General features: G+C 70.3%; 22 protein-coding genes. 11 read left to right on the forward strand and 11 right to left on the reverse strand.

Annotated elements, in window-relative coordinates:
* Positions 1–83 precede the first annotated feature (83 nt).
* From rpsA to ACFO6Q_RS19985, 5 genes are all read right to left on the reverse strand, one after another.
* The gene (rpsA, locus tag ACFO6Q_RS19965; protein WP_380022979.1) at positions 84–1,748 is read right to left on the reverse strand and encodes a 30S ribosomal protein S1; all 1,665 of its coding nucleotides are present in this window, start codon (positions 1,746–1,748) and stop codon (positions 84–86) included.
* A 142-nt stretch (positions 1,749–1,890) separates the two neighbouring features.
* On the reverse strand, positions 1,891–2,577 hold the full coding sequence (cmk, locus tag ACFO6Q_RS19970) for a (d)CMP kinase (protein WP_380022981.1): 687 nt from the start codon (positions 2,575–2,577) through the stop codon (positions 1,891–1,893).
* Positions 2,578–2,847: 270 nt separating this feature from the next.
* Positions 2,848–4,326, reverse strand: a complete 1,479-nt coding sequence (locus ACFO6Q_RS19975) for a WS/DGAT/MGAT family O-acyltransferase (protein WP_380022983.1) — start codon at positions 4,324–4,326, stop codon at positions 2,848–2,850.
* Between the two features lie 108 nt (positions 4,327–4,434).
* Positions 4,435–5,247: a 4,5-DOPA-extradiol-dioxygenase gene (gene ygiD, locus ACFO6Q_RS19980; RefSeq protein WP_380022985.1), complete on the reverse strand. Its 813-nt coding sequence runs from the start codon at positions 5,245–5,247 to the stop codon at positions 4,435–4,437.
* Between the two features lie 20 nt (positions 5,248–5,267).
* Entirely contained in the window at positions 5,268–5,876 is a 609-nt protein-coding gene (locus tag ACFO6Q_RS19985) for an NAD(P)-dependent oxidoreductase (protein ID WP_380022986.1), read from the reverse strand.
* Positions 5,877–6,057: 181 nt separating this feature from the next.
* On the opposite strand from ACFO6Q_RS19985, the gene ACFO6Q_RS19990 reads away from it, so the two are divergent.
* Together ACFO6Q_RS19990 and ACFO6Q_RS19995 are read left to right on the forward strand one after the other, a co-directional pair.
* Positions 6,058–6,453: a winged helix-turn-helix transcriptional regulator gene (locus ACFO6Q_RS19990; RefSeq protein WP_380022988.1), complete on the forward strand. Its 396-nt coding sequence runs from the start codon at positions 6,058–6,060 to the stop codon at positions 6,451–6,453.
* Between the two features lie 34 nt (positions 6,454–6,487).
* A complete protein-coding gene (locus tag ACFO6Q_RS19995; RefSeq protein WP_380022990.1) occupies positions 6,488–7,675 on the forward strand; it encodes a cation:proton antiporter in 1,188 nt (395 codons plus the stop codon).
* 163 nt (positions 7,676–7,838) lie between these two features.
* Here ACFO6Q_RS19995 and ACFO6Q_RS20000 read toward each other — a convergent pair whose 3' ends face one another.
* Complete coding sequence (locus ACFO6Q_RS20000) at positions 7,839–8,288, reverse strand: GNAT family N-acetyltransferase (RefSeq protein ID WP_380022991.1); 450 nt, start codon at positions 8,286–8,288, stop codon at positions 7,839–7,841.
* Between the two features lie 128 nt (positions 8,289–8,416).
* Here ACFO6Q_RS20000 and ACFO6Q_RS20005 point away from each other — a divergent pair, with 128 nt between their 5' ends.
* Positions 8,417–9,172, forward strand: a complete 756-nt coding sequence (locus ACFO6Q_RS20005; RefSeq protein ID WP_380022992.1) for a COG4705 family protein — start codon at positions 8,417–8,419, stop codon at positions 9,170–9,172.
* Positions 9,173–9,174: 2 nt separating this feature from the next.
* Here the strand turns inward: ACFO6Q_RS20005 and ACFO6Q_RS20010 are convergent, their stop codons facing one another.
* The 4 genes from ACFO6Q_RS20010 to ACFO6Q_RS20025 all read right to left on the reverse strand — a co-directional run bounded on the left by ACFO6Q_RS20010 (position 9,175) and on the right by ACFO6Q_RS20025 (position 14,459).
* Entirely contained in the window at positions 9,175–11,151 is a 1,977-nt protein-coding gene (locus tag ACFO6Q_RS20010; RefSeq protein ID WP_380022994.1) for a pyrroloquinoline quinone-dependent dehydrogenase, read from the reverse strand.
* Positions 11,152–11,249: 98 nt separating this feature from the next.
* Entirely contained in the window at positions 11,250–12,023 is a 774-nt protein-coding gene (locus tag ACFO6Q_RS20015) for a LytR/AlgR family response regulator transcription factor (protein WP_380022995.1), read from the reverse strand.
* A complete protein-coding gene (locus ACFO6Q_RS20020; protein ID WP_380022996.1) occupies positions 12,016–13,095 on the reverse strand; it encodes a sensor histidine kinase in 1,080 nt (359 codons plus the stop codon). The genes ACFO6Q_RS20015 and ACFO6Q_RS20020 overlap by 8 nt, the downstream gene beginning before the upstream one ends.
* 110 nt (positions 13,096–13,205) lie before the next feature.
* Complete coding sequence (locus ACFO6Q_RS20025) at positions 13,206–14,459, reverse strand: thiolase family protein (RefSeq protein ID WP_380022997.1); 1,254 nt, start codon at positions 14,457–14,459, stop codon at positions 13,206–13,208.
* A gap of 87 nt (positions 14,460–14,546) precedes the next feature.
* Between ACFO6Q_RS20025 and ACFO6Q_RS20030 the strand changes: the two genes are divergently transcribed.
* Positions 14,547–15,140 (forward strand): TetR/AcrR family transcriptional regulator, encoded by a 594-nt coding sequence (locus ACFO6Q_RS20030; RefSeq protein WP_380022999.1) that lies wholly within the window; start codon positions 14,547–14,549, stop codon positions 15,138–15,140.
* Positions 15,137–15,592, forward strand: coding sequence for a PaaI family thioesterase (locus ACFO6Q_RS20035; protein ID WP_380023001.1), 456 nt, complete (start codon positions 15,137–15,139; stop codon positions 15,590–15,592). The genes ACFO6Q_RS20030 and ACFO6Q_RS20035 overlap by 4 nt, the downstream gene beginning before the upstream one ends.
* Before the next feature lie 26 nt (positions 15,593–15,618).
* On the opposite strand, the gene ACFO6Q_RS20040 is transcribed toward ACFO6Q_RS20035, so the two are convergent.
* On the reverse strand, positions 15,619–16,527 hold the full coding sequence (locus ACFO6Q_RS20040) for a cation diffusion facilitator family transporter (RefSeq protein ID WP_380023003.1): 909 nt from the start codon (positions 16,525–16,527) through the stop codon (positions 15,619–15,621).
* Positions 16,528–16,670: 143 nt separating this feature from the next.
* Between ACFO6Q_RS20040 and ccoN the strand changes: the two genes are divergently transcribed.
* From ccoN to ACFO6Q_RS20070, 6 genes are all read left to right on the forward strand, one after another.
* Positions 16,671–18,137 (forward strand): cytochrome-c oxidase, cbb3-type subunit I, encoded by a 1,467-nt coding sequence (gene ccoN, locus ACFO6Q_RS20045; protein WP_380023004.1) that lies wholly within the window; start codon positions 16,671–16,673, stop codon positions 18,135–18,137.
* A gap of 10 nt (positions 18,138–18,147) precedes the next feature.
* Positions 18,148–18,801 (forward strand): cytochrome-c oxidase, cbb3-type subunit II, encoded by a 654-nt coding sequence (gene ccoO / locus ACFO6Q_RS20050; RefSeq protein WP_380023006.1) that lies wholly within the window; start codon positions 18,148–18,150, stop codon positions 18,799–18,801.
* Positions 18,798–18,974: a cbb3-type cytochrome oxidase subunit 3 gene (locus ACFO6Q_RS20055; protein WP_380023008.1), complete on the forward strand. Its 177-nt coding sequence runs from the start codon at positions 18,798–18,800 to the stop codon at positions 18,972–18,974. Before ccoO ends, ACFO6Q_RS20055 begins: the two co-directional genes overlap by 4 nt.
* The gene (gene ccoP / locus ACFO6Q_RS20060) at positions 18,971–19,897 is read left to right on the forward strand and encodes a cytochrome-c oxidase, cbb3-type subunit III (protein ID WP_380023010.1); all 927 of its coding nucleotides are present in this window, start codon (positions 18,971–18,973) and stop codon (positions 19,895–19,897) included. Before ACFO6Q_RS20055 ends, ccoP begins: the two co-directional genes overlap by 4 nt.
* A gap of 7 nt (positions 19,898–19,904) precedes the next feature.
* On the forward strand, positions 19,905–20,144 hold the full coding sequence (locus ACFO6Q_RS20065) for a hypothetical protein (RefSeq protein ID WP_380023012.1): 240 nt from the start codon (positions 19,905–19,907) through the stop codon (positions 20,142–20,144).
* A partial coding sequence (locus ACFO6Q_RS20070; RefSeq protein WP_380023014.1) for a heavy metal translocating P-type ATPase occupies positions 20,141–21,724 on the forward strand: 1,584 nt, incomplete at its 3' end. The genes ACFO6Q_RS20065 and ACFO6Q_RS20070, both read left to right, overlap by 4 nt.

Raw genomic sequence — 21,724 nt, forward strand, 5'->3', positions numbered from 1 at the left:
GCGGACGCGTTGCCGCGCCCGCCCGACCCGATCGATCGTTGCGGCGCGCGGAACGATCCGCGCGCCGCGGGACTGCTACTGCATCAGCGGTTGAGCTGTTCCTTCAGCAGCGCGCCGAGCTTGGTCGTGCCGCCCGAAGCACTCTGGTATTCCTCCAGCGTGCTCTGCAGCTCGTCCTCGTCCTTCGCGCGGATCGAGAGCTGCAGGCTGCGGCCCTTGCGATCCATGCCGATGAACTTCGCCTCGACCGAGTCGCCGACCTTGAGGTGCTGGGTCGCGTCGTCGATGCGCTCCTTGGCGATGTCGTTGGCGCGCAGGTAGCCCTCCACGCCGTCGCCGAGGTCGATCGTCGCGCCGCGGGCGTCGACTTCACGCACCGTGCCGTTGAGGATGCTGCCGCGCGGATGCGCCGCCATGAACTGGCCGAACGGATCCTGCTCGAGCTGCTTGATGCCCAGCGAGATGCGCTCGCGCTCCGGATCGACCGCCAGCACCACGGCCTCGATCTCGTCGCCCTTCTTGAAGTTGCGCACGAGGTCTTCGCCGGTGGTCTGCCAGGAGATGTCCGACAGATGCACCAGGCCGTCGATGCCGCCGTCCAGGCCGACGAAGATGCCGAAGTCGGTGATCGACTTGATGGTGCCGGAGACCTTGTCGTTCTTCTTGTGGATCGCGGCGAACGCTTCCCACGGATTGGCGCTGGTCTGCTTCATGCCGAGCGAGATGCGGCGACGCTCCTCGTCGACGTCGAGCACCATGACCTCGACCTCGTCGCCGACCTGCACGACCTTGGCCGGGTTGACGTTCTTGTTGGTCCAGTCCATCTCCGAAACGTGCACCAGGCCCTCGACGCCCGGCTCCAGCTCGACGAAGCAGCCGTAGTCGGTGACGTTGGAGACCTTGCCGAACAGGCGCGTGCCGGTCGGGTAGCGGCGTGCGATCTGCACCCACGGATCCTCGCCGAGCTGCTTCAGGCCGAGCGAGACGCGGTTGCGCTCGCGGTCGAACTTCAGCACGCGAACTTCCAGCTCGTCGCCGACGTTGACGACTTCGCTCGGGTGACGCACGCGTTTCCACGCCATGTCGGTGATGTGCAGCAGGCCGTCGATGCCGCCGAGGTCGACGAACGCGCCGTAGTCGGTGAGGTTCTTGACCACGCCCTTGACGACCGCGCCTTCCTGCAGGCGGTCGAGCAGCTGTTCGCGCTCGGCGCTGAACTCGCTCTCGACGACCGCACGACGCGAGACGACCACGTTGTTGCGCTTGCGGTCGAGCTTGATGATCTTGAACTCGAGTTCCTTGCCCTCGAGGTAGGACGGGTCGCGCACCGGGCGCACGTCGACCAGCGAGCCGGGCAGGAACGCGCGGACGTCGCGGATGTCGACGGTGAAGCCGCCCTTGACCTTGCCGGAGATGCGGCCGGTGATGGCGGCATTGGCGGTCTGCGCTTCTTCCAGTTCGTCCCAGACGAGCGAGCGCTTGGCCTTCTCGCGCGAGAGCATGGTCTCGCCGAAGCCGTTCTCGATCGCGTCGAGCGCGACCTTGACGTCGTCGCCGACGTGGATCTCGAGCTCGCCGCGCTCGTTCTTGAACTGCTCGATCGGGATGATGCCTTCGGACTTCAGGCCGGCGTTGACGACGACCACGTCGCTGCGGATCTCGACCACGGTACCGGTGACGATGGCGCCGGAGCGCAGCTTGGCCAGCGATTGGCTCTGTTCGAACAGTTCAGCAAAACTTTCAGTCATTTGAATTTCCAGTGAGTGAACAGGCCGGCGTCCCGCGGGATCGCCAACCCACCTTCGATGGATGCGGAAACGCCCGCATCGAACGCGTTCCGGCGCGACGCCGGGCATGCCCTCGCGGGCAATCCTTTCTGGTGCGAAAAGCTCAAGCCGGTTGAACGACGGCCAGCACCTGCGCGATCACCGCGTCCACCGGAATTCCGGTCGTGTCGATGATCAGCGCCCCTGTCGCCGGCCGGAGCGGAGCGACCTTGCGGGTCGCGTCGCGCTCGTCGCGCGCTTCTATTTCGCGCAAAAGGGTTGAAAGTGTAACAGCCAACCCCTTTTCCTTCAACTGCTTATAGCGCCTGCGCGCGCGCTCATCGGCGCTGGCGGTCAGGAACACCTTGTAAGGCGCGTCGGCGAAAACGATGGTGCCCATGTCGCGGCCGTCCGCGACCAGGCCGGGCGGCCTGCGGAACGAGCGCTGCTTGTCGAGCAGAGCGGCACGCACCGCCGGGATCGCGGCGATCGCCGAGGCCGCCGCGCCGCAGGTTTCCGTGCGGATCTCGTCGGTGGCGTCGTGGCCGTTCACGACGACGCGCGTCTCGCCGCCGTCCTTGGGGTCGCGGAAGACGATCCTGGTCGTTTCGGTGCAGCGCGTGACCGCCTGGGCGTCGGACAGGTCGATGCCGGCCATGCTCGCGGCGTAGCCGACGGCGCGGTAGATCGCCCCGGAATCGAGCAGATGCCAGCCCAGCGCCTCGGCCACGGCGCGGCTGATCGTGCCCTTGCCCGAGCCGGACGGGCCGTCGATGGCGAGCACGGGGACGGGTTTGTCGGGCTTGCTCATGCGGGCGGGCTACCGGAAACAGCCCATTTTACGCGGTTCGGCGCATGCGGTCTGCCCTCCCCGCCTTCACCTCTCCCGCGCAAGGTCGCGCCGCAGGCGCGGCGGAGGGAAAACCGAAGCGCCGTCTCGAACCCGCCCTCACCCAGCCCTCTCCCGCCAGCGGGAGAGGGAGAAAAGCTCGTCCTCGGAACCGCAGCGCCGCCCTCACCTCTCCCGCTCGCGGGAGAGGTCGCGCCGGCAGGCGCGGGGGAGAGAAAAAGGAACCGCGCGTCAGGCGTAGCGCGCCAGCGTCGCCGCCGCGTCGCCGGGGGTGATGTCCTCGGCCCAGTCCTCCATCAGCGGGATCAGCAGCAGCTTCTCGAATTCGGCGCCGAAGCGCTGCACGATCGCGTCGGGGTCGCGCACGCGGCGGTTGTCGCCGATCACGCCGAAATGCACGCGCCCGTTGTAGCTGAGAATCGACAGGCCCAGGCCGATCGAGCCGGTCTGCGGCACCCAGAACATCAGTTCGCGCACCTCCACCCCGCTCAGGTACAGCGGCTGCTGCGGACCGGGCACATTGGTGGCGACCGCGGTGGCCTTGCGGCTGAACAGCTCCAGCGCCGGCTGCTGCAGCACCGCCGGCCCCATGCCGAGCGCGGCGAGCAGGCCGAAGGCGACGATCGCCTGGCGCCGCCCCTTCAGTTCGCGCATGCAGGCGGCGACGCGTTCGAGCCGGCGCAGCGGATTGGGCTCGCCGATCGGCAGGTCGAGGAAGACCAGGCCGAAATGGTTGCCCAGCTTCTTCGCGTGCTCGAGCGGGCGCAGGTTGACCGGCACGGTGGCGCGGATCGTCAGGCCGTCGACGTCCTCGCCGAGGTCGCGCAGGTAGCCGCGGATCGCCCCGGCGGCGCAGGCCAGCAGCACGTCGTTCACCGTGCAACCGAGCGCCTTGCCGAGCAGCTTGACCTCCTCCAGCGGCAGCGGCTCGGCCCAGGCCACGCGCTTGACCACGCCGAGTTTCCCCTTCAGGGCGGTGGCCGGGTCGTCGGACAGGGTCAGCGCGATCGCCAGCTCGCGCGTGATCTCGCTGCCCTCGTGCGCGATCTCGGCGGCGACGCCCGGGTTGGCCAGCATCTGCGCGACCTTGCCCCAGGTCTTCTCGCCGACCGTGAACACCTTCTGCAGGCCGCCCTGCATCGGTTCGAGCAGGCGTTCGAGCACGGTGCCGCGATCGCGCTTGAGCCAGGTCCTGGCCAGTTCCGCGTGCGCTTCGGGCTGCGGCGCGGTGTCGGTGAGCGAGAGCAGCACCTGCACCAGGGCGAGTCCGTCCGCATAGCAGTGATGGATGCGCGCGACCAGCACGCTGCCGCGGCCACCGTCCGTGGCGAGATAGTTCTCCACCACGTGGAACTGCCACAGCGGCTTGGAGCGGTCCAGCGGCTCGGACGCCAGTTCGCTGACGAACCGCTCCAGCTCGGCCTTGTCGCCCGCGCCGGGCAGCGCGGCGGTGCGCACGTGCCAGTCGATGTCGAAGTCGGCGTCGGTTTCCCACCAGGCGCCGTTGACGCCGATGCCGGCGCGCTGGCGGAAGCGACGGAAGGCGAGGAAGCGCTCCTGCAGCAGGCGCTTGAAGTCCTGCGGATCGAGCCGCCCGGCGAACATCAGGATGCCGGTGATCATCATGCGGTTGGTCGGCCGTTCCATCCGCAGCCAGGCCGTGTCGACCTTGGACATGGCCTCGCGCGTGCCGCGCTCCGCATCGGTCATGGCGCCTCCCCATGCGTCCGGTACGTGCCGGGCGCTTCTCGCCCTAGCATCGACGCGGCCTCGCGAAAACGCAACCGATCGCCGCGCGCCGATCCGCGCGAAGACGGCCTACGACAGCACGAACGAGCGCATCGAGATGGAGCCCAGGTCGAAACCTTCGTTGAAGTAGCCCAGCTCGTCGGCGGCGTCGGCGACGCCGAGCGGAAACAGCACGGGCAGGAAGTGCTCGATCGTCGGATGCGCCAGGCGCATGAGTTCGCCGAGCTTCTCCGCCTCGACGACGGCGCCGTAGTCGCGCCGGTCGAGCGCTTCCGTCATGCGCGCGTCGAATTCCTCGGCCCAGTCGTACGGTCGTCCACCCGGCATCAGCCGGCGCAGGTTGTGCACGAGGTTGCCGCTGCCGACGATCAGCACGCCCTTCTCGCGCAGCGGCTTGAGTTCGCGCGCAAGTTCGAACAAAGCCCGCGCCGGGCGCGACAGGTCGAGCGAGAGCTGGAACGTCGGCACGTCGGCCTGCGGGAACAGGCGCATCAGTACCGACCAGGCACCGTGGTCCAGGCCCCACTCCACGTCCGGCTGCAGGTGCGCCGAGTGAACCAGACCGATGGCCGCGGCGGCCGCGTCCGGCGCGCCGGGCGCCGGATACTGCTGCGCGTACAGAGCGGCCGGAAAGCCGCCGAAATCGTGGATCGTGCGCGGCCGCGCGGCCACGTGCACCAGGCTGGCGCCGCGGGTCATCCAGTGCGCGGACACGCACAGGATCGCGCGCGGCCCCGGCAGGCGCTCGCCGAGCGCGTGCCAGGTGCGGCTCCAGGTGTTGTCCTCGATCGCGTTCATCGGGCTGCCGTGGCCGACGAACAGCGCCGGCATGCGCGGCGTCGGCGGCAGGTCGGCGAAGGCGGCATTCATCGTGGTTGCCATCGGTCGGCGCCGGCGTCCACTCAGTAGCCCACGGTGAAGCGGCGGCGGCTGTGCGCCGGACGCTCGATCTCGTCGACCAGCGCGATCGCGTAGTCCTCCATCGAGATGCGGCTGCCGTTCTCGCCGACCAGCAGCTGGTCGCCGCCGAGGCGGAACCGGCCCGTGCGCTGGCCGGGCTCGAGCACGGCCGACGGCGACAGGAAGGTCCAGTCCAGATCCTGCTCCGCGCGCAGCAGCTCCAGGAAGCGCGCTCCCGCCAGGGCCTCGGCCTTGTAGGCCTCCGGAAAATCCGGCGTGCTCACCAGCGCGACGCCCGGTGCGACCTCGAGGCTGCCGGCGCCGCCGACCACCACGTAGCGCTTCGCGCCGGAGGCCTTGACCGCGTCGATCAGCACGCGCGGATCGCTGGCGCTGAAATGCACGGCGCTGACGACCACGTCGTGGCCCTTCAGCAGCGCGGCCAGAGCCGGCCCGTCGAACACGTCGCCGGCCTTGGCGGCGACATGCGGCAGGCTGGCGATGCGCGCCGGATCGCGTGCGATCGCGGTGACCGCGAGGCCGCGGCCGGACAATTCCTTCAGGATGCGCGATCCGACGTTGCCGGACGCGCCGATCAGGGCGATGTGCATGGCTTCATTCTCCTGTTGAGCGAAAAAGGCCTCCCCGGCGGCTGCATCACGGTACGCGGCGCCGGTGGAGGCTGGTAGTATCCAAAAGTCATCTGGGTTCCACTGGAAACTATAGGGGCCCGAACCGGCGCCGCAAAGGACGCACCGTCACGCCACCTGGTTACCCTCGAGAAACCGCCGCATGAACGCCCTGCCCTGGGACGCCTACGCCTCCGGATGCCCGACGCGAATGGTGCTCGACCGCATCGCCGACAAGTGGACCGTGCTGGTGCTCGGCCTGCTCGGCGAGCATCCGTGGCGCTTCAACGCGCTGCTGCGCAAGATCGAAGGGCTGTCGCAGAAGGTGCTGTCGCAGACGCTCAAGCGCCTGGAGCGCGACGGCCTGGTCAGCCGCACCGCCTTCGCCACCGTGCCGGTCACGGTCGAGTACGCGATCACGCCGCTCGGCCGCACCCTGGCCGGTGCGCTGGGCGCGCTGATCCAATGGTCGGAGAGCAACATCGAATCCGTGCAGGCCGCGCAGCGCGAGTTCGACGCCCGGCATCGCGCCGGCGTGGAAGCGCCGGCGCATCCCTGAAACACCTTTTCCGCCGAATCCGAGGAGTCCCAGCATGCACCACGGCGCCGAAATCCTTCTGGCCCTGTTCGCGATCTTCGTCGCCGCGCAGGTCGGCGCGGAAATCGCGCAGCGCCTGAAGCTGCCCGGCGTGGTCGGCGAGATCGTCGCCGGCTGCGCGATCGGGCCGGCCGCGCTCGGTCTGATCGGCAGCGAGCAGATCGCCAGCGGAATGCCGCTGGACGTGCTGGCCGAGATCGGCGTGGTGCTGCTGCTGTTCTCGGTCGGACTCGAAACCCGTCTCGACGACCTGAAAAAGGTCGGCCGCAGCGCGTTCCTGGTCGGCGTGCTCGGCGTGATCGTGCCGTTCGTGCTCGGCGCGCTGTGGGCCCACGGCAGCGGCTTCGAATGGACCAAGTCGATGTTCGTCGCCGCCGCGTTCGTCGCCACCTCGGCCGGCATCACCGCGCGCGTGCTGCAGGAGCTGGGCGTGCTGACGCGCCTGGAGAGCCGCGTGATCCTCGGCGCCGCGGTCATCGACGACATCCTCGCCATGCTGCTGCTGGGCGTGGTCACCTCGCTGCAGGGCGACGCCGGCGTCAACGTCGTCGGCCTGCTGCTGGTGCTGGCGCAGGCGGTGGGCTTCGTCGCGGTCATCGGCTGGGTCGGCACGCGCGTGATGCGCAAGCGCGCGCACTGGCTCGACCGGCCGATCAATCCGCTGTCGCCGCTGACGATCGCGCTGGCGATCTGCCTGGGCCTGGCCTACCTCTCCACCGAATTCGGCCTCGCCGCGATCATCGGCGCCTTCCTCGCCGGCATGATCGCCTCGGAAATGCACCAGCGCGAGGAACTCGAACACCAGATGCAGCCGCTGCTCGCGCTGCTGACGCCGTTCTTCTTCGTCATCACCGGCGCGAAGATCGACCTCGGCGTGTTCGCCAGCGGCGCCGCGCTGTGGACGCTGCTGGTGGTCACCGTCATCGCGATCGTCTCGAAGCTGATCGGCGGCTTCCTCGGCGCGCTGTCGCTCGGCCGCCGCGGCGCGCTGATCGTCGGCGTGGGCATGGTGCCGCGCGGCGAGGTCGGCGTGGTCATCGCCAGCCTCGGCCTCGCCGCCGGCGTGTTCACCGGCGAGACCTACGCGGTCATCGTCGCGATGTCGCTGCTGACGTCGATCGTCACGCCGCCGGTGCTGTCGGCGCTGCTCAAGCGCGCGCCGGACGACGCCCCGCCGGGATGATCGCAACGTCGGCGCGGAGAGCCGGTTCTCGCAGAGGCGCAGAGAAAAACTCTCGCCGGATGCTTTTCCTCCGCGTTCTCTGCGCCTCTGCGAGAAAGCCGTCTTCGGCCATTCCGGCGTCGCCGCAGGAACCGGCGTCGCAGCATGCCGGCCCAGACGCCGCTCAGCGCGACAGCGCGCCGGCGTCGTAGCGCTCCATGAAGCGCTCCGGCGCGGCCAGCGCGGCGAAGCCGTACTGCGCGTACAGGCCGTGCGCGTCCTGCGTCGCCAGCAGGAAGCGGCGGATGTGCTGCAGGTCCGGATGCGCCATCACGAATTCGACCAGGCGCTTGCCGAGGCCGCGTCCGCGCGCGGACGGCACGACGAACACGTCGGCGAGGTAGGCGAAGCCGGCGCCGTCGGTCACCACGCGCGCGAAGCCGAGCTGGCGGCCGTCCTCGTAGACGCCGAAGCAGATCGAGTTGGCGAGGCTGCGTTCGAGCAGTTCGCGCCGGATGCCGCGAACCCAGTACGACTCGTCGCGGAGGAAGGCGTGGATCAGGTCCACGTCCAGGCGCGCGCGGTCGGTGGAGAAAAGCATCCCGCCTTCGCGGCGCTCGTGTCGTTCGCTCATGTCCTGCTCCTTCTCGTCGGCGCGCCTCCGGAACGCTGCCGCGCAGACCGATCCCTAAGATTCGTCTAAGCATGGCAGGGCACGATCGAGGCCCGCAACGATCGCAAGAATCCACCGGAGCCCCGCAGATGACGGCAAGCAAAGTCGCGAAGATCACGCTCGCGTTCTGGATCATGAAGATCTGCGCGACGACGCTCGGCGAGACGGCTGGCGACCTGCTGTCGATGACCTTGGACATCGGCTATGCGCTCAGCTCGCTGATCCTGCTCGGCTTCTTCCTCGCCACGCTGGCGGCGCAACTCGCCGCCCGCCGCTTCCACCCGCTGCTGTACTGGGCGGTGATCCTGTCGACCAGCACCGCCGGCACGACCATGTCGGACTTCATGGACCGCACGCTCGGCCTCGGCTACGCGCGCGGCGCCGCGATCCTGGTGGCCGGCCTCGCCGCCGTGCTCGTGGTCTGGCGGCTCGTCGAAGGCAGCCTTTCCGTCGACGCGATCCGCACGCGCCGCGCGGAGTTGTTCTACTGGCTGGCGATCCTGTTCTCCAACACGCTCGGCACCGCGCTCGGCGACTTCCTCGCCGACGATTCCGGACTCGGCTTCCTCGGCGGCGCTGCGCTGATCGGCGGCGCGATCGCGCTGACCGCCGCCGCCATGTACCTGACCCGCATCGATCGCGTGCTGCTGTTCTGGATCGCGTTCGTGCTGACGCGCCCGTTCGGCGCGACCTTCGGCGATCTGCTGACCAAGCCGGCCGACCACGGCGGCCTCGGCTTCGGCACGATCGGCTCGTCGCTGGTCCTCGCGGCGATCCTGCTGATCTCCCTCGCCTGCACCTACCCGCCGCTGCGGAAATCCGTCACCGGCGAGGAAGGCGCGTAGCTTCACCGCGTCGCGGGCAGCGCGTAGGCGAGCACGTAGTCGCCCTGTGCCGTGCCGAGCTTGGCGTGACCGCCGGCGGCGATCACCACGTACTGGCGTCCGCCGGCCTCGTAGCTCATCGGCGTCGCCTGGCCGCCGGCCGGCAGCCGCGCCTTCCACACTTCCACGCCGCTGGCGCTGTCGAACGCGCGCAGGAAATTGTCGGTGGTCGCACCGATGAACGTCAGGCCGCCGGCGGTGCTGAGCGGACCGCCCATGTTCGGCGCGCCCTCGATGCTCCAGAACGGCCATGGCGCACGATCGCGCGAGGTGCCCAGCGGCTTCGACCAGGCGATCTCGCCCTTGCCGAGGTCGAGCGCGACCAGCCTGCCCCACGGCGGCGCCGTGCACGGCGCGCCGAGCGGCGACTTCAGCAGTGCGCGCCGCATCGCGTACGGCGTGCCGCTCTGGCGCGCGAATTCCCAGCCCCGATAGAGACCGGAGTCGTACTGCGCGTCGAGCTGGTCGCGCGGGATCAGCGCGACCACGAACGGCAGGTCCATCACGTTCGCGATCAGCAGGTTCCGCTGCGGATCCCAGGTGCCGCCGCCCCAGTTCGAGCCGCCGGCGTAGCCGGGCCGCTCGATCGTGCCCTGCAGGCTCGGCGGGGTGTAGATGCCCTCGCTGCGCAGCGCGGCGATCGCATCGCGGCAGGCGCCGCGATCCCAGAACGTCAGGCCCCAGGCATCGTCCGGCGTGACCTTCGCGTGCGAGACCAGCGGCGGCAGCGACGAGAACGGCTGCGTCGGCGACGGCGTCTCGCCGGCAACCGCGCCCTGCGGCACCGCGCGCTCCTCGATCGGAAACAGCGGCTCGCCGCTCTCGCGGTTCAGCACGAACACCTGGCCGGTCTTGGTCAGCTGCACCAGCGCAGGCACCTTCGCGCCGCCGCGATCGAGATCGACCAGCATCGGCGGCGAGGCGGTGTCGTAGTCCCACAGGTCGTGATGGACGAGCTGGCGCCCCCAGGCCAGTTCACCGGTGGCCGCGCGCAGCGCGACCACCGAACTCGCCCAGCGGTTGTCGCCGGGACGCACGCCGCCGAAGAAGTCCGGACTGGCCGAACCGGTCGGCACGAACACCAGGCCGCGTTCGGCGTCGACCGCGAACGGCGCCCACGCATTCGCCGCGCCGGTCCAGCGCGCCTGCTGCGCGTCGATCTCGCCGAAGTCGGGGTTCGCCGCGTCGGGCGGAATGCTCGCCGTGCGCGGAATCGGGTCCCAGTGCCAGAGCAAGGCGCCGCTGCGCAGGTCGTAGCCGCGCACCACGCCCAGCTCCAGGGCGGTGCCGCCGTTGTCGCCGATCGAGGAACCGACCACCGCGACGTCACCGGCGATCGCCGGCGGCGAGGTGATCTGGTACTGGCCGAGACGGCGCTCGATCCTGCGCACGTTGCGCGACAGATCCACTTCGCCCGGCGTGCCCGAATCCGCGCCGAAATCCGCACAGCGCTTTCCCGTCTTCGCGTCGATCGCGATCAGGCGCGCATCGATCGTCGCGAACACGATGCGCTCGGCGCACGCGGCACCGGCCGCGGCGTTCGCGTCGCGCCAGGCGCTGACGCCGCGCGTGGCCATTTCCGAGTAGTCGCGCGTGCGGTCGACGCGCGCGTCGAAGCGCCAGCGCTCGCGCCCGCTCGCCGCGTCGAGCGCGAACACCACGCCGGTCGCCGTGGGGAAATACAGCGTGTCGCCGAGCTTCAGCGGCGTCGCCTCGAACGTCAGCGCCTCGCCGGCGCGCGCGAAGCCTTCGCCGAGTTCGCCGGTGCGCAAGCTCCAGGCCAGCTCCAGCTGCGCGACGTTGCGCGGCGTGATCTGCGCCAGCGGCACGTGCCGCTGACCGCGGCCGTCGCCGCCGTAGGCGCTCCAGTCGGACGCGGTCTGCGCGGATACGGCTCCGGCCGATCCGATCGCCAGTCCGATCGCAAGAAGGTTTCGCATCGTCGTTCTCTCTCCAGGTCCCGGCGCGATTGCAGCGAGCGCGCGCCGATCGGGCAACCAAAGAGTGACGACGGGGACGCGCGGCGGGACGAGCGGCGCTACACCCCGGCGAACACGTCCGGCAGCAGGGCGCGATAGCGGCGGCTCAGCAGCAGCTCGTGGCCGTCGCGCAGGGTCAGCTTCAGGTCGCCGTGCGCCCACGGCGCGATCGACGCGACGAAATCCGCCCGCACCAGATGCGAGCGGTGCACGCGCAGGAACTGCGCCGGATCGAGCCGCTGCGCCAGCCGCGCCAGCGTCGCGCGGATCAGGTGACGTCGGGCCGACGTGTACACCTCGACGTAGTTGCCGGCGGCGGCGAACCGCTGCACGTCGGCCAGCGGCACGACCAGCGAACGGCCACGCTCGTGCACGACCAGCCGCTGCAGCCGCGGCACGCGCGTCAGTTCGGTGCCGATCCGGCGCAGGCGCTCCTCCGCCAGGCTCGCGCCGTCGTCCTCGCGCCGCTCAGTCAGCCGCTGCGCGACGCGCTCGAGCGTGCGCACGAAGCGCTCGCGGTCGAACGGCTTGAGCAGGTAGTCGAGTGCGGCGACCTCGAATGCGCGCAATGCGTGTTCGTGGTACGCGGTGGTGAACACCAGCAGCGGCAGCGGCGGCGAGGCGCGCGCGAGCAGATCGAAACCGCTCTCGGCGCCGAGCCGGATGTCCAGGAACAGCAGATCCGGCTGCGTCTCGCGCAGCGCGGCGAGGCCGCCGGCGACGTCCTCGGCCTCGGCGACCACCCGATAGCCCGGCTGCGCGGCCAGCAGCCGGCGCAGCTTGGCGCGCGCCGGCGGCTCGTCCTCGACGATGACGACGCGCGCCTCAGCCATCGCGGCGCAGCGGCAGTTCGATCTCGATGCGCGTCCCGCCGCCTTGGCGCGGCGTGATGGCGAAACGATGATCGCCGGGATGCAGCAGTTCGAGCCGTCCGCGCACGTTGGCCAGGCCGACGCCGGCTGCGGGCGACGCGGCGATGCCGGCGCCGTCGTCCTCGACCGTGCACAGCAGGCGCCCGCCGACGGCCGCCACGGCGACCTCGACGCACCCCCGCCCGTCGGCCAACCCGTGCTCGAACGCGTTCTCGACCAGCGGCTGCAGCAGCAGCCGCGGAATGCGCGCGTCGGCGACCGCGGGATCGACCGCGACGGTGGCGACCAGCTTGCCGCGGAAGCGTTCGCGCATCAGCTCGAAGTAGCGCTCCAGCCACAGCGCATCGTCGGCGACGCGCACCTGCGCGTCGCCCGATTCGACCAGCGCGGCGCGCAGCAGGTCGGCGAACGCAGCGATCATGCGATCGGCCGCGTCGACGTCCTCGTGCATGCGGTTGGAGATCGCGTTGAGCGTGTTGAACATGAAGTGCGGCTCGATCTGCGCGGTGAGCTGCGCCAGGCGCGCGCCGGCGAGATCGCGTTCCAGCCGCACCACCGCCATTTCGTGCGCGCGGCGCTCGCACCACAGGCGCCAGCCGACGCAGACGCCGGCGATCATCGCGTAGGTGATCAGGTCCTTCTGGAATTCGTAGACCAGGCCCAGGCCCCAGTCGCCGAAGTCGTAGCGCGCACCGTGCGCGGCATAGACCAGCTTGCGGATGCCGACCATCGACAGCGTGTGCACCAGCGAGAACGCCAGCGCGGCCGGCACGTGCAGCGGCAGGCGCCGCGCCCAGCCCGCTCCGGACAGCGGCACGCGCCGCTCGAAGCGCGCCACCGCGACCGCCAGCACGGCGAGCACGCCGACGCTGCTCAGCTCCCAGCTCATCGGCTGCCAGGCCGGAATCGCGCGGTCCCAGTTGCGCAGGCCGATGATCGCGTTGACGCCGTTCCACAGGCCGAGCGCGAGCCAGGCGGCGACGTAGGCCAGCCAGAAGCGTCCGCTCGCGCCCGTGTATCGCTTGCCGTCCATCGATCGCCCGTCGCGCAGGAGCCGCGATTGGACCGCAGCCGCCGCGCGCTGACAACGCGCGCGTGGCCGGCGGGACTTTCGCAAGGGCGAGCGGGATGCGCCCGCCGCGATCAGACGCGTTCGAGCAGCCCCACCGTGCCCGAGCCGCCGTCGGCACACAGCGAGACGATGCCGCGCGACCCGCTCGGCAGCGCGGCCAGTTCCTTGGCCGCCTGGCTGAGCACGCGCGCGCCGGTCGCCGCGAACGGATGGCCGAGCGCGATCGAGCCGCCGTGCGGATTGACGTGCTGCCACGGGAATTCGCCGAGGTCGACGTCGACGCCGGCGCGTTCCTTGCGGTAGCTCGCATCGGCGGCCAGACGCAGGTTGGCCACCACCTGCGCGGCGAACGCCTCGTGCACGTTCCACGACGCAATGTCGGCGAAGCGCAGTCCGTGCCGCGCGAGCAGGCGCGGAATCGCGCGCGCCGGCGCCATCAGCATGCCTTCGTCGCCGTCGAGGTAGTCGATCGCCGCCAGTTCCCAGTCGACCAGCCGCACGGTCGGTTCGGCGCCCAGGCGCGCCAGGCCTTCGCGATCGGCTACCCATAGCGCGGCGGCGCCGTCGGTCAGCGGCGAAGCGTTGCCGGCGGTGATCGTGCCGTTCGCGGGGTCGAACGCCGGCTTCAGGCCGGCGAGTTTTTCCGGCGAGGTGTCGCGGCGCGGCAGGTTGTCGGCCGCGACGCCGTCGAACGGCAGCACGAGATCGGTGAAGAAGCCCTCGTCCCAGCCGCGGATCGCGCCCTGGTGGCTGGCCAGCGCCTGCGCGTCCTGGTCCTCGCGCGAGATGGCGAAGCGCTTCACCGTGTCCTCGGTGTGCTCGCCCATCGAGCGGCCGCTCTTGCGGTTGGCCCAGCCGCGCGCCGGCAGGTTGAAGTCGCCGGCGCCGATGCGGGCCAGACGCTCGGCGGCGGCCGCCCTGTCCTTGGCGAACAGGAACATCAGCTCGTCGGCGACGCGCTGCTTCAGCGCGATCGGCACGTGGCTCATCGATTCGCTGCCGCCGACCAAAGCCAGATGCGCACCGCCGCGGCCGAGCATCGCGCCGGCCTCGATCGCCGCCATGAAGCTCGTCGAGCAGGCCAGCGTGGTCGAGAACGCCGGAATGGTCGGATCGACGCCGGCGTCGAGCACCACCTCGCGCGCGATGTTGGACACGTCCGGATGCGTGATGACCTGGCCCCAGACCACGAAGTCCGGCCGCGCCCTGCCCGCCATCTCGCGCACCAGCGGCACCGAAAGATCGATCGAGGAATGTTTCGCGTAGACGCCGCCGGCCTTGACGAACGGCGTGCGCAGGCCGGGAACGAGATAGATGTCCGACATCGAACGGCTCCTTGGAGAGGATTGGAACGCGGGTTGGTGCGCTGCGAATCATGATATGATGATCATCATACAAAAACCAATCCACGCATGCGCTACAGCGCCGAACACAAGCAGAACATCCGCAGCACGCTGCTGAAGGCCGCCGCCGCGGCGATCCGCGTCGACGGCCCGGATCGCGTCGGCGTGGCGGACGTGATGGCGAAGGCCGGGCTCACCCACGGCGGCTTCTATGCGCACTTTCCGTCCAAGGACGCACTGGTCGCCGCCGCGATCGGCGCGATGTTCGAGGAGCGCGAGGCGCTGATCCTCGACGCGACCGCCGGCCGCGGGCCGGTCGAAGCGCTCGGCCTTTACGTCCGCTACTACCTGTCGCGCGCGCATCGCGACGCCAGGCACAGCGGCTGCCCGATCGCCGCGCTGGCCTCGGATCTGCCCCGCCTCGAAACCGCTGCGCGCGAGCGCTACGCCGAAGGTGTGCGGCGCGTGCGTGCGCTGATCGCCGCGCCGTTCGCCGCGCTCGGCCATGCCGACGCCGAGGCGCGAGCCGATTCGATGCTGGCCGAACTGGTCGGCGCGCTCGCCATGGCGCGCGCGGAAACCGATCCGGAGCGCTCCGACCAGATCCTCGCGCACTGCAAGCGTGCCCTGCTCGTCCGCTTCGACCTGGAGAATCCGTCGTGAACATCGTCGCCACGCTGCCGGCGGGACTGACCGGCCTGGAGCAACTGCGCAAACTGATCGCGATGGGCGGCCGGCCGCCGATCGGCGAAACCCTGGACTTCGTGCTGGTCGAGGCCGGCGAAGGCTTCGCCGCGTTCGAGAGCACGCCGAGCATCGACCTGTACAACCCGATCGGCACCGTGCACGGCGGCTATGCCGCGACCCTGCTCGACTCCGCCTGCGGCTGCGCCGCGCATTCGCGGCTGTCGCCGACGCAGGCCTACACGACGCTGGAGCTGAAGGTGGCGTATCACAAGCCGATCACCCGCGACACCGGCCGCCTGCGCGCCGAAGGCCGCGTGCTGAGCTTCGGCCGCCGCGCCGCGTTCGCCGAGGCCGCGCTGAGGGACGGCGAAGGAAAACTGTACGCGTCGGCGACGTCGACCCTGCTGGTGTTCGAGCGGCCGGGCTGACCGGCGCACTACCGCACGGATCGATTTCAGTCGGCCACGTCCGGCTCGAAGAACGACCAGCGGATCTCCGGGAAGCGCGCCTTCAGGTCCTTCTCGACCGCGTTGATCGCATCGACGATGCCCTTGGTCGAGAGATCGCGGCTCATCTCGGCCTTGACCGCGACCATCACGTCGTCGCCCAGCTGCAGGGTGACGAGGTTGAACACGCGCGCGATCTCCGGGCGCGCGTCGAGGAAGCGCAGGATCTCGACCTTGACGCCGGGGTCGACGCTCTGCCCGATCAGCAGCGCCTTCACCTCGATCGCGACGAACAGCGCGACGACGACGAGCAGCACGCCGATCGCCAGCGTGCCGATCGCGTCGAACAGCGGATTGCCGGTGAGCACGGTCAGCAGCACCGCCGCCAGCGCGAAGACCAGGCCGAGCAGCGCGGCAAGATCCTCGCCGAAGATCACGATCAGCTCGCTCTGCCGGCTCTCGCGGAACCAGCGCCACAGGCTGCGCTCGCCGCGCGCCTTGTTCACCTCGCGCAGGCAGCCCCACATCGAGACGCTTTCCGCGGCGATGCCGAACGCCAGCACGCCGATCGCCAGCCACGGCCACGACAGCGGCTGCGGCGACTGCAGCTTGTGCAGGCCTTCGTAGATCGAGAACGCGCCACCGACCGAGAACAGCAGCAGCGCGACGAGGAAGGACCAGAAATAGATCGCCTTGCCCTGGCCGAGCGGATGATCGGGCGTCGGCGGCGCCTTCGCGTTCTTCATGCCGATCAGCAGCAGGCCCTGGTTGCCGCAGTCGGCCAGCGAGTGCACGGCCTCGGCCATCATCGCGCCCGAACCGGTGACGACGGCGGCGAACGCCTTGGCGAGGAAGATCGCGAAGTTCGCGCCGAGCGCGAAGAAGATGGTCCTGAGGGAATCGGCCTTGCCCGACATGTGCACTCCGTGGCGCGGGCGAAGTCCCGCTGCGTCGCTAAGCCGCACAGGCTAACGGGTCCTGCGACATCCTGCCATGATCTCGATCAGATGAAGCGCCGTCTCGATGGACGAGAATGCGGTCTCCGAAACAAGGGGGCTTCATGCGCAACGTCGAAACCTACAACGACCATGTCGTGCGCCTGTTCCTGCTCGCCGCGGCGGTGTGGGGCATCATCGGCATGGCGATCGGCGTGTACATCGCCGCCGAACTCGCCTGGCCGGCGCTGAACTTCGGCATTCCGTGGCTGACCTTCAGCCGCCTGCGGCCGGACCACACCTTCGGCGTGATCTTCGCCTTCGGCGGCTCGGCGCTGATCGGTACCTGCTACTACGTCGTGCAGCGCACCGGGCACACGCGTCTGGCGCTCGGCCGGCTCGCGCATTTCACCTTCTGGGGCTGGCAGCTGATCTGCGTGCTGGCGATGGTGACGATGCCGCTCGGCATCACGCAGAGCAAGGAATACGCCGAGCCGGAGTGGATCATCGACCTGCTGATCGCGGTGGTGTGGGTGTCCATCGGCGTGGTCTTCTTCGCCACCCTGGCCAGGCGCCGCATCCAGCACATCTACGTGGCGAACTGGTACTACGGCGCGTTCATCATCGCCGTCGGCCTGCTGCACATCGTCAACAACCTGGTCGCGCCGGTGTCGCTGTGGAAGTCGTACCCGATCTACTCCGGCGTCGTCGACGCGATGGTGCAGTGGTGGTACGGGCACAACGCCGTGGCGTTCTTCCTGACCGCCGGCTTCCTCGGGATGATGTACTACTTCGTGCCGCGGCAGGCGCAGCAGCCGCTGTGGAGCTACCGCTTCTCGATCGTCAACTTCTGGGCGCTGATCTCGGTCTACATGTGGGCCGGCTCGCACCACCTGATCTACACCGCGCTGCCCGACTGGGTGCAGTCGGTCGGCATGGCCTTCTCGCTGGTGCTGCTGATGCCGAGCTGGGGTTCGGCGGCCAACGGCCTGCTCACGTTCAACGGCTCGTGGCACAAGCTGCGCACCGATCCGGCAGCGAAGTTCATGGTGATCGCGCTGGTGTTCTACGCCGCCTCGACCTTCGAAGGTTCGATGATGGCAATCAAGACGGTGAACGCGCTGTCGCACTACACCGACTGGACCGTCGCCCACGTGCACTCCGGTTCGATCGGCTGGGTCGCGATGATCACCATCGGCTCGCTCTACGCGATGGCGCCGCGCGCGCTCGGCCGGCCGGCGATGCATTCCACGCGCGCGATGAACGTGCATTTCTGGATGCACACGGTGGGACTGCTGCTGTACGTGCTGGCGATGTGGTTCGCCGGCGTCACCGAGGGACTGATGTGGCGCGCCACCGAGCCCGACGGCTCGCTGACGCACTCGTTCATCGCCAGCCTGCTCGCGGCCAAGCCCTACTACGTGGTGCGCTGGTTCGGCGGCGTGCTGGTCGTCGGCGGCATGGTGGTGATGGCCTGGAACCTGTGGCACACCGCGGCCGACGCGCGCGCGCACCTGATCAAGCCGATTCCGGTGCCGATTCCCGAGCCCGAACCGCACCAGGTCCCGGCGCCGTTGCCGGCGATGGGTTGAGGAGACGACCATGGCAGGTGGTTACAAGTATTTCGAGGCGGTCGAGAAGAATGCCGGTCTGCTCGGCATCCTGACCGCGATCATGGTGTCGATCGGCGGACTGGCCGAGATCACGCCGCTGTTCATGCGCGCGCACGAGGTCAAGGCCGCACCGGGCACCAAGCCGTACGACCCGCTGCGCCTGGCCGGCAAGGACATCTACGTGCGCGAGGGCTGCTACCTCTGCCACACGCAGATGATCCGCGCGCTGCGCGCCGAGACCGAACGCTACGGCCCGTTCTCGACCGCCGAGGAATCGGTCTACGACCGCCCGCACCAGTGGGGCTCCAAGCGCACCGGACCGGACCTCGCGCGCGTCGGCGGCAAGTACAGCGACGAGTGGCAGCTGGTGCACCTGAAGGATCCGCGCGCGGTGGTGCCGGAGTCGAACATGCCCGGCTACCCGTGGCTGACTCAGGCGCTGATCGACCCGGACGAGATCGTGCGCAAGATGCGCGTGCTGCGCGTGCTGGGCGATCCGTATTCCGACGAGGACATCGCCGGCGCCGGCGCCGCCGTCACCGGGCGCACCGAGATGGAGGCGCTGATCGCCTACCTGCAGGGCCTGGGCATAACCCGGCGCACGCAGCCCGCCGATCCGGCAGCGCCGGAGACCGCACCGTGAGCGACGCCTGGGGTCATCTCACCGGCGTGCTGATCGTGCTGATGATGACGAGCTTCGTCGGCATCTGGATCTGGGTCTGGAACGGCCGCCACAAGACCAAGTTCGACGCGCTCGCGCGCCTGCCCATGGAAGACGAGCCGAGGCAAGACGCAACCGTGAGGAGCAAACCATGAGCACGTTCTGGTCGGCCTGGATCATGTTCCTGGTCGTTCTCAACTTCAGCATCACGCTGTTCCTGTTCGTGTGGGGACAGTTCGTCGCGATCCCGACCCAGCCCGACGGTACCAGCGGCCACGTCTGGGCGCACGGCGTGCTGCGCGAGGGCGTGCGGCGCCTGCCGCTGTGGTGGGTGCTGATGTCCGCCGGCATGTTCGCCATCGGCATCGTCTATCTCACGCTCTACCCCGGCTTCGGCAGCTACAAGGGCCTGATCGGCTGGAGCGCGCACGACCAGCTCGCGCGCGAGAGCGCCGCCAACCAGGCCCGCCTGACGCCGGTGCTGCAGGGCTTCGCGGGCCGCAGCATCGAGCAGCTCGCCGCGACGCCCGAAGCCACGCGCATGGGGCATCGCCTGTTCGTGGACAACTGCGCCGCCTGCCACGGCATCCAGGGCCGCGGCAACACGTCGATCGGCGCGCCCGACCTGACCGACCGCGACTGGCTCTGGGGCGGCAGCCCGGAGGCGATCACCGCCAGCATCCTCGACGGCCGCCGCGGCACGATGCCGCCGTTCCAGGGCAGCATCGCCAGCCAGGACATCGAGCGGCTCGCCAACTACGTGCAGAGCCTGTCCGGTTCGCCGCAGTCGCCCTCGCGCGCGGCCGAGGGCAAGGCGCAGTTCACCGTCTGCTCGGCCTGCCACGGGGTCGAGGGCAAGGGCAATCCGGCGCTCGGCGCACCGAACCTGACCCAGCCCAGGCGCCTCTACGGCGGCGATCTCGCGACGATCCAGCAGACCATCCGCAACGGTCGCAGCGGCGTCATGCCGGCTTGGCGCTCGCGCCTGGCCGAGAGCGACGTGCGCCTGATCGCGGCCTGGGTCTACGCCCAGTCCCACGCCGACGCCGCGCCCGCCGCCACGGCCGGCGCGCCCTGACGAGCGCATGGTGGAGCACACCCCGGCCATGCAGGCAGCCGACTCCACGCGCGATGCGTGGTACCGCCAGCCGATCCTGTGGCTCGGCGCGCTGCTGCTGGCCGCCTCGCTGGGCGGCTGCATCGGCCTGATCGTGCTCGGCGTGCGCCACGCCGACGAGGCCGTGCCGACCGGCGGCCAGCTGTTCAAGGTGCCGCTCGCGCGACCGTCGCCGCCCGCGCCGCCGCAGGACGAAACCGCCCGATGAACGCGAACGGCTGCTGGCACTGCGGCGAACCGCTGCCGGCGGCCGGAGCGCCGCAGGCGATGGTCGGCGGCGCGGCGCGCCCGGTCTGCTGCCAGGGCTGCCTCGCCGCGAGCGAGTGGATCGACCGCCTCGGCCTCGCCGACTACTACCGCTTGCGCAGCGAGCCGGCGCAGCGGCCGGCGCAGACAGCGTCCGACAGCGTGGTCTGGGACCGTGCCGAACTCGCCCGCCACGTCGTGCGCGAACTCGACGGCGACGAACGCGAGACCCTCCTGCTCGTCGACGGACTGCGCTGCAGCGCCTGCGTGTGGCTGATCGAACGCTCGCTCGGCGCCCTGCCCGGCGTGAACCGCGTGCAGGTGAACGCCGGCGCGCAGCGCGCGCGCGTGACCTGGGACGCGACGCGCTGCACGCTGCCGGCGATCCTGCAGACGCTGGCGCGCACCGGCTACCGCGGCCTGCCGCTCGACGTCGCCGCGCTCGACGACGCGCGCCGGCGCGAGGCGCGCCTGGCGCTCAAGCGCCTGCTCGTCGCCGGCTTCGGCGCGATGCAGGCGATGATGTACGCCAGCGCGCTCTACCTCGGCGCGTTCGACGCGGCCGACACCTCCACGCGCGACCTGTTCCGCTGGCTCGGCCTGCTCGTCGCCACGCCGGTGGTGTTCTATTCGGCCGCGCCGTTCTTCGCCGGCGCAATGCGCGGCCTGCACGCGCGCCGGCTCGGCATGGACGTGCCGGTGGCGCTGGCGATCGCGCTGATCTACCTCGCCAGCCTGGTCGAGGCGATCCGCGGCGGCACCGAGGTCTATTTCGATTCGGTCAGCATGTTCGTGTTCTTCCTGCTGGTCGGCCGCCACCTGGAAATGCGCGCGCGCCACCGCGCCGGCGACCTCAGCGATGCGCTCGCGCGGCTGACGCCGATGTTCGCCGACCGCCTGCGCGCGGACGGCTCGCTCGAACGCGTCGCCGCCGCCGAACTCGCGCCGGGCGATCGCGTGCACGTCGCCGAAGGCGGCGTGGTGCCGGCCGACGGCACGCTCGACAGCGAGGCCTGCCGCGTCGACGAAGCGCTGCTGTCGGGCGAGTCGGCCGCGGTCGCCAAGCGCAGCGGCGACGCGCTGGTCGCCGGCAGCCTGGTCGTGCAGGGCCCGGCGCGGCTGCGCGTCGAGCAGGTCGGCGCCGACACGGTGCTGGCCGGCATCCTCGCCCTGGTCTCGCGCGCGCAGACCGAACGACCGCGCCTGGCCGTCGCCGGCGAGCGCGCCGCCGCCGGCTTCGTCGCGCGCGTGCTGGCACTGGCCGCGCTGACCGCGCTGGGCTGGAGCGTGGTCGATCCGTCGCGTGCGTTCACCGCGACCCTGGCCGTGCTGGTCGTGTCCTGTCCCTGCGCGCTGGCGCTGGCAGTGCCCGCCGCGCTGACGCGCGCGCTCGCCGTGCTGGCACGCCGCGGCGTGCTGGTGGTGCGGCCCGACGCGATCGAGGCGCTGGCGACCGCCACCCACGTGGTGTTCGACAAGACCGGCACGCTGACCTCGCCGCAACTGACGCTGGAACACCTCGACCTGCTGCGCGCCGGCTCG

Origin of the sequence: Dokdonella ginsengisoli (assembly GCF_042652785.1) — a bacterium.
Taxonomy (GTDB): Bacteria; Pseudomonadota; Gammaproteobacteria; order Xanthomonadales; family Rhodanobacteraceae; genus Dokdonella_A; species Dokdonella_A ginsengisoli.

Coding starts and splice junctions, on each gene's coding strand:
- ACFO6Q_RS20000 (WP_380022991.1), bottom strand. CDS start 8,288: ATGAGCGAACGACACGAGCGCCGCGAAGGCGGGATGCTTTTCTCCACC.
- rpsA (WP_380022979.1), bottom strand. CDS start 1,748: ATGACTGAAAGTTTTGCTGAACTGTTCGAACAGAGCCAATCGCTGGCC.
- ACFO6Q_RS20015 (WP_380022995.1), bottom strand. CDS start 12,023: ATGGCTGAGGCGCGCGTCGTCATCGTCGAGGACGAGCCGCCGGCGCGC.
- ACFO6Q_RS20020 (WP_380022996.1), bottom strand. CDS start 13,095: ATGGACGGCAAGCGATACACGGGCGCGAGCGGACGCTTCTGGCTGGCC.
- ACFO6Q_RS20065 (WP_380023012.1), top strand. CDS start 19,905: ATGGTGGAGCACACCCCGGCCATGCAGGCAGCCGACTCCACGCGCGAT.
- ACFO6Q_RS20005 (WP_380022992.1), top strand. CDS start 8,417: ATGACGGCAAGCAAAGTCGCGAAGATCACGCTCGCGTTCTGGATCATG.
- ACFO6Q_RS19995 (WP_380022990.1), top strand. CDS start 6,488: ATGCACCACGGCGCCGAAATCCTTCTGGCCCTGTTCGCGATCTTCGTC.
- ACFO6Q_RS20010 (WP_380022994.1), bottom strand. CDS start 11,151: ATGCGAAACCTTCTTGCGATCGGACTGGCGATCGGATCGGCCGGAGCC.
- ACFO6Q_RS20025 (WP_380022997.1), bottom strand. CDS start 14,459: ATGTCGGACATCTATCTCGTTCCCGGCCTGCGCACGCCGTTCGTCAAG.
- ACFO6Q_RS19990 (WP_380022988.1), top strand. CDS start 6,058: ATGAACGCCCTGCCCTGGGACGCCTACGCCTCCGGATGCCCGACGCGA.
- cmk (WP_380022981.1), bottom strand. CDS start 2,577: ATGAGCAAGCCCGACAAACCCGTCCCCGTGCTCGCCATCGACGGCCCG.
- ccoP (WP_380023010.1), top strand. CDS start 18,971: ATGAGCACGTTCTGGTCGGCCTGGATCATGTTCCTGGTCGTTCTCAAC.
- ACFO6Q_RS20040 (WP_380023003.1), bottom strand. CDS start 16,527: ATGTCGGGCAAGGCCGATTCCCTCAGGACCATCTTCTTCGCGCTCGGC.
- ACFO6Q_RS19975 (WP_380022983.1), bottom strand. CDS start 4,326: ATGACCGATGCGGAGCGCGGCACGCGCGAGGCCATGTCCAAGGTCGAC.
- ccoO (WP_380023006.1), top strand. CDS start 18,148: ATGGCAGGTGGTTACAAGTATTTCGAGGCGGTCGAGAAGAATGCCGGT.
- ACFO6Q_RS20030 (WP_380022999.1), top strand. CDS start 14,547: ATGCGCTACAGCGCCGAACACAAGCAGAACATCCGCAGCACGCTGCTG.
- ACFO6Q_RS19985 (WP_380022986.1), bottom strand. CDS start 5,876: ATGCACATCGCCCTGATCGGCGCGTCCGGCAACGTCGGATCGCGCATC.
- ccoN (WP_380023004.1), top strand. CDS start 16,671: ATGCGCAACGTCGAAACCTACAACGACCATGTCGTGCGCCTGTTCCTG.
- ygiD (WP_380022985.1), bottom strand. CDS start 5,247: ATGGCAACCACGATGAATGCCGCCTTCGCCGACCTGCCGCCGACGCCG.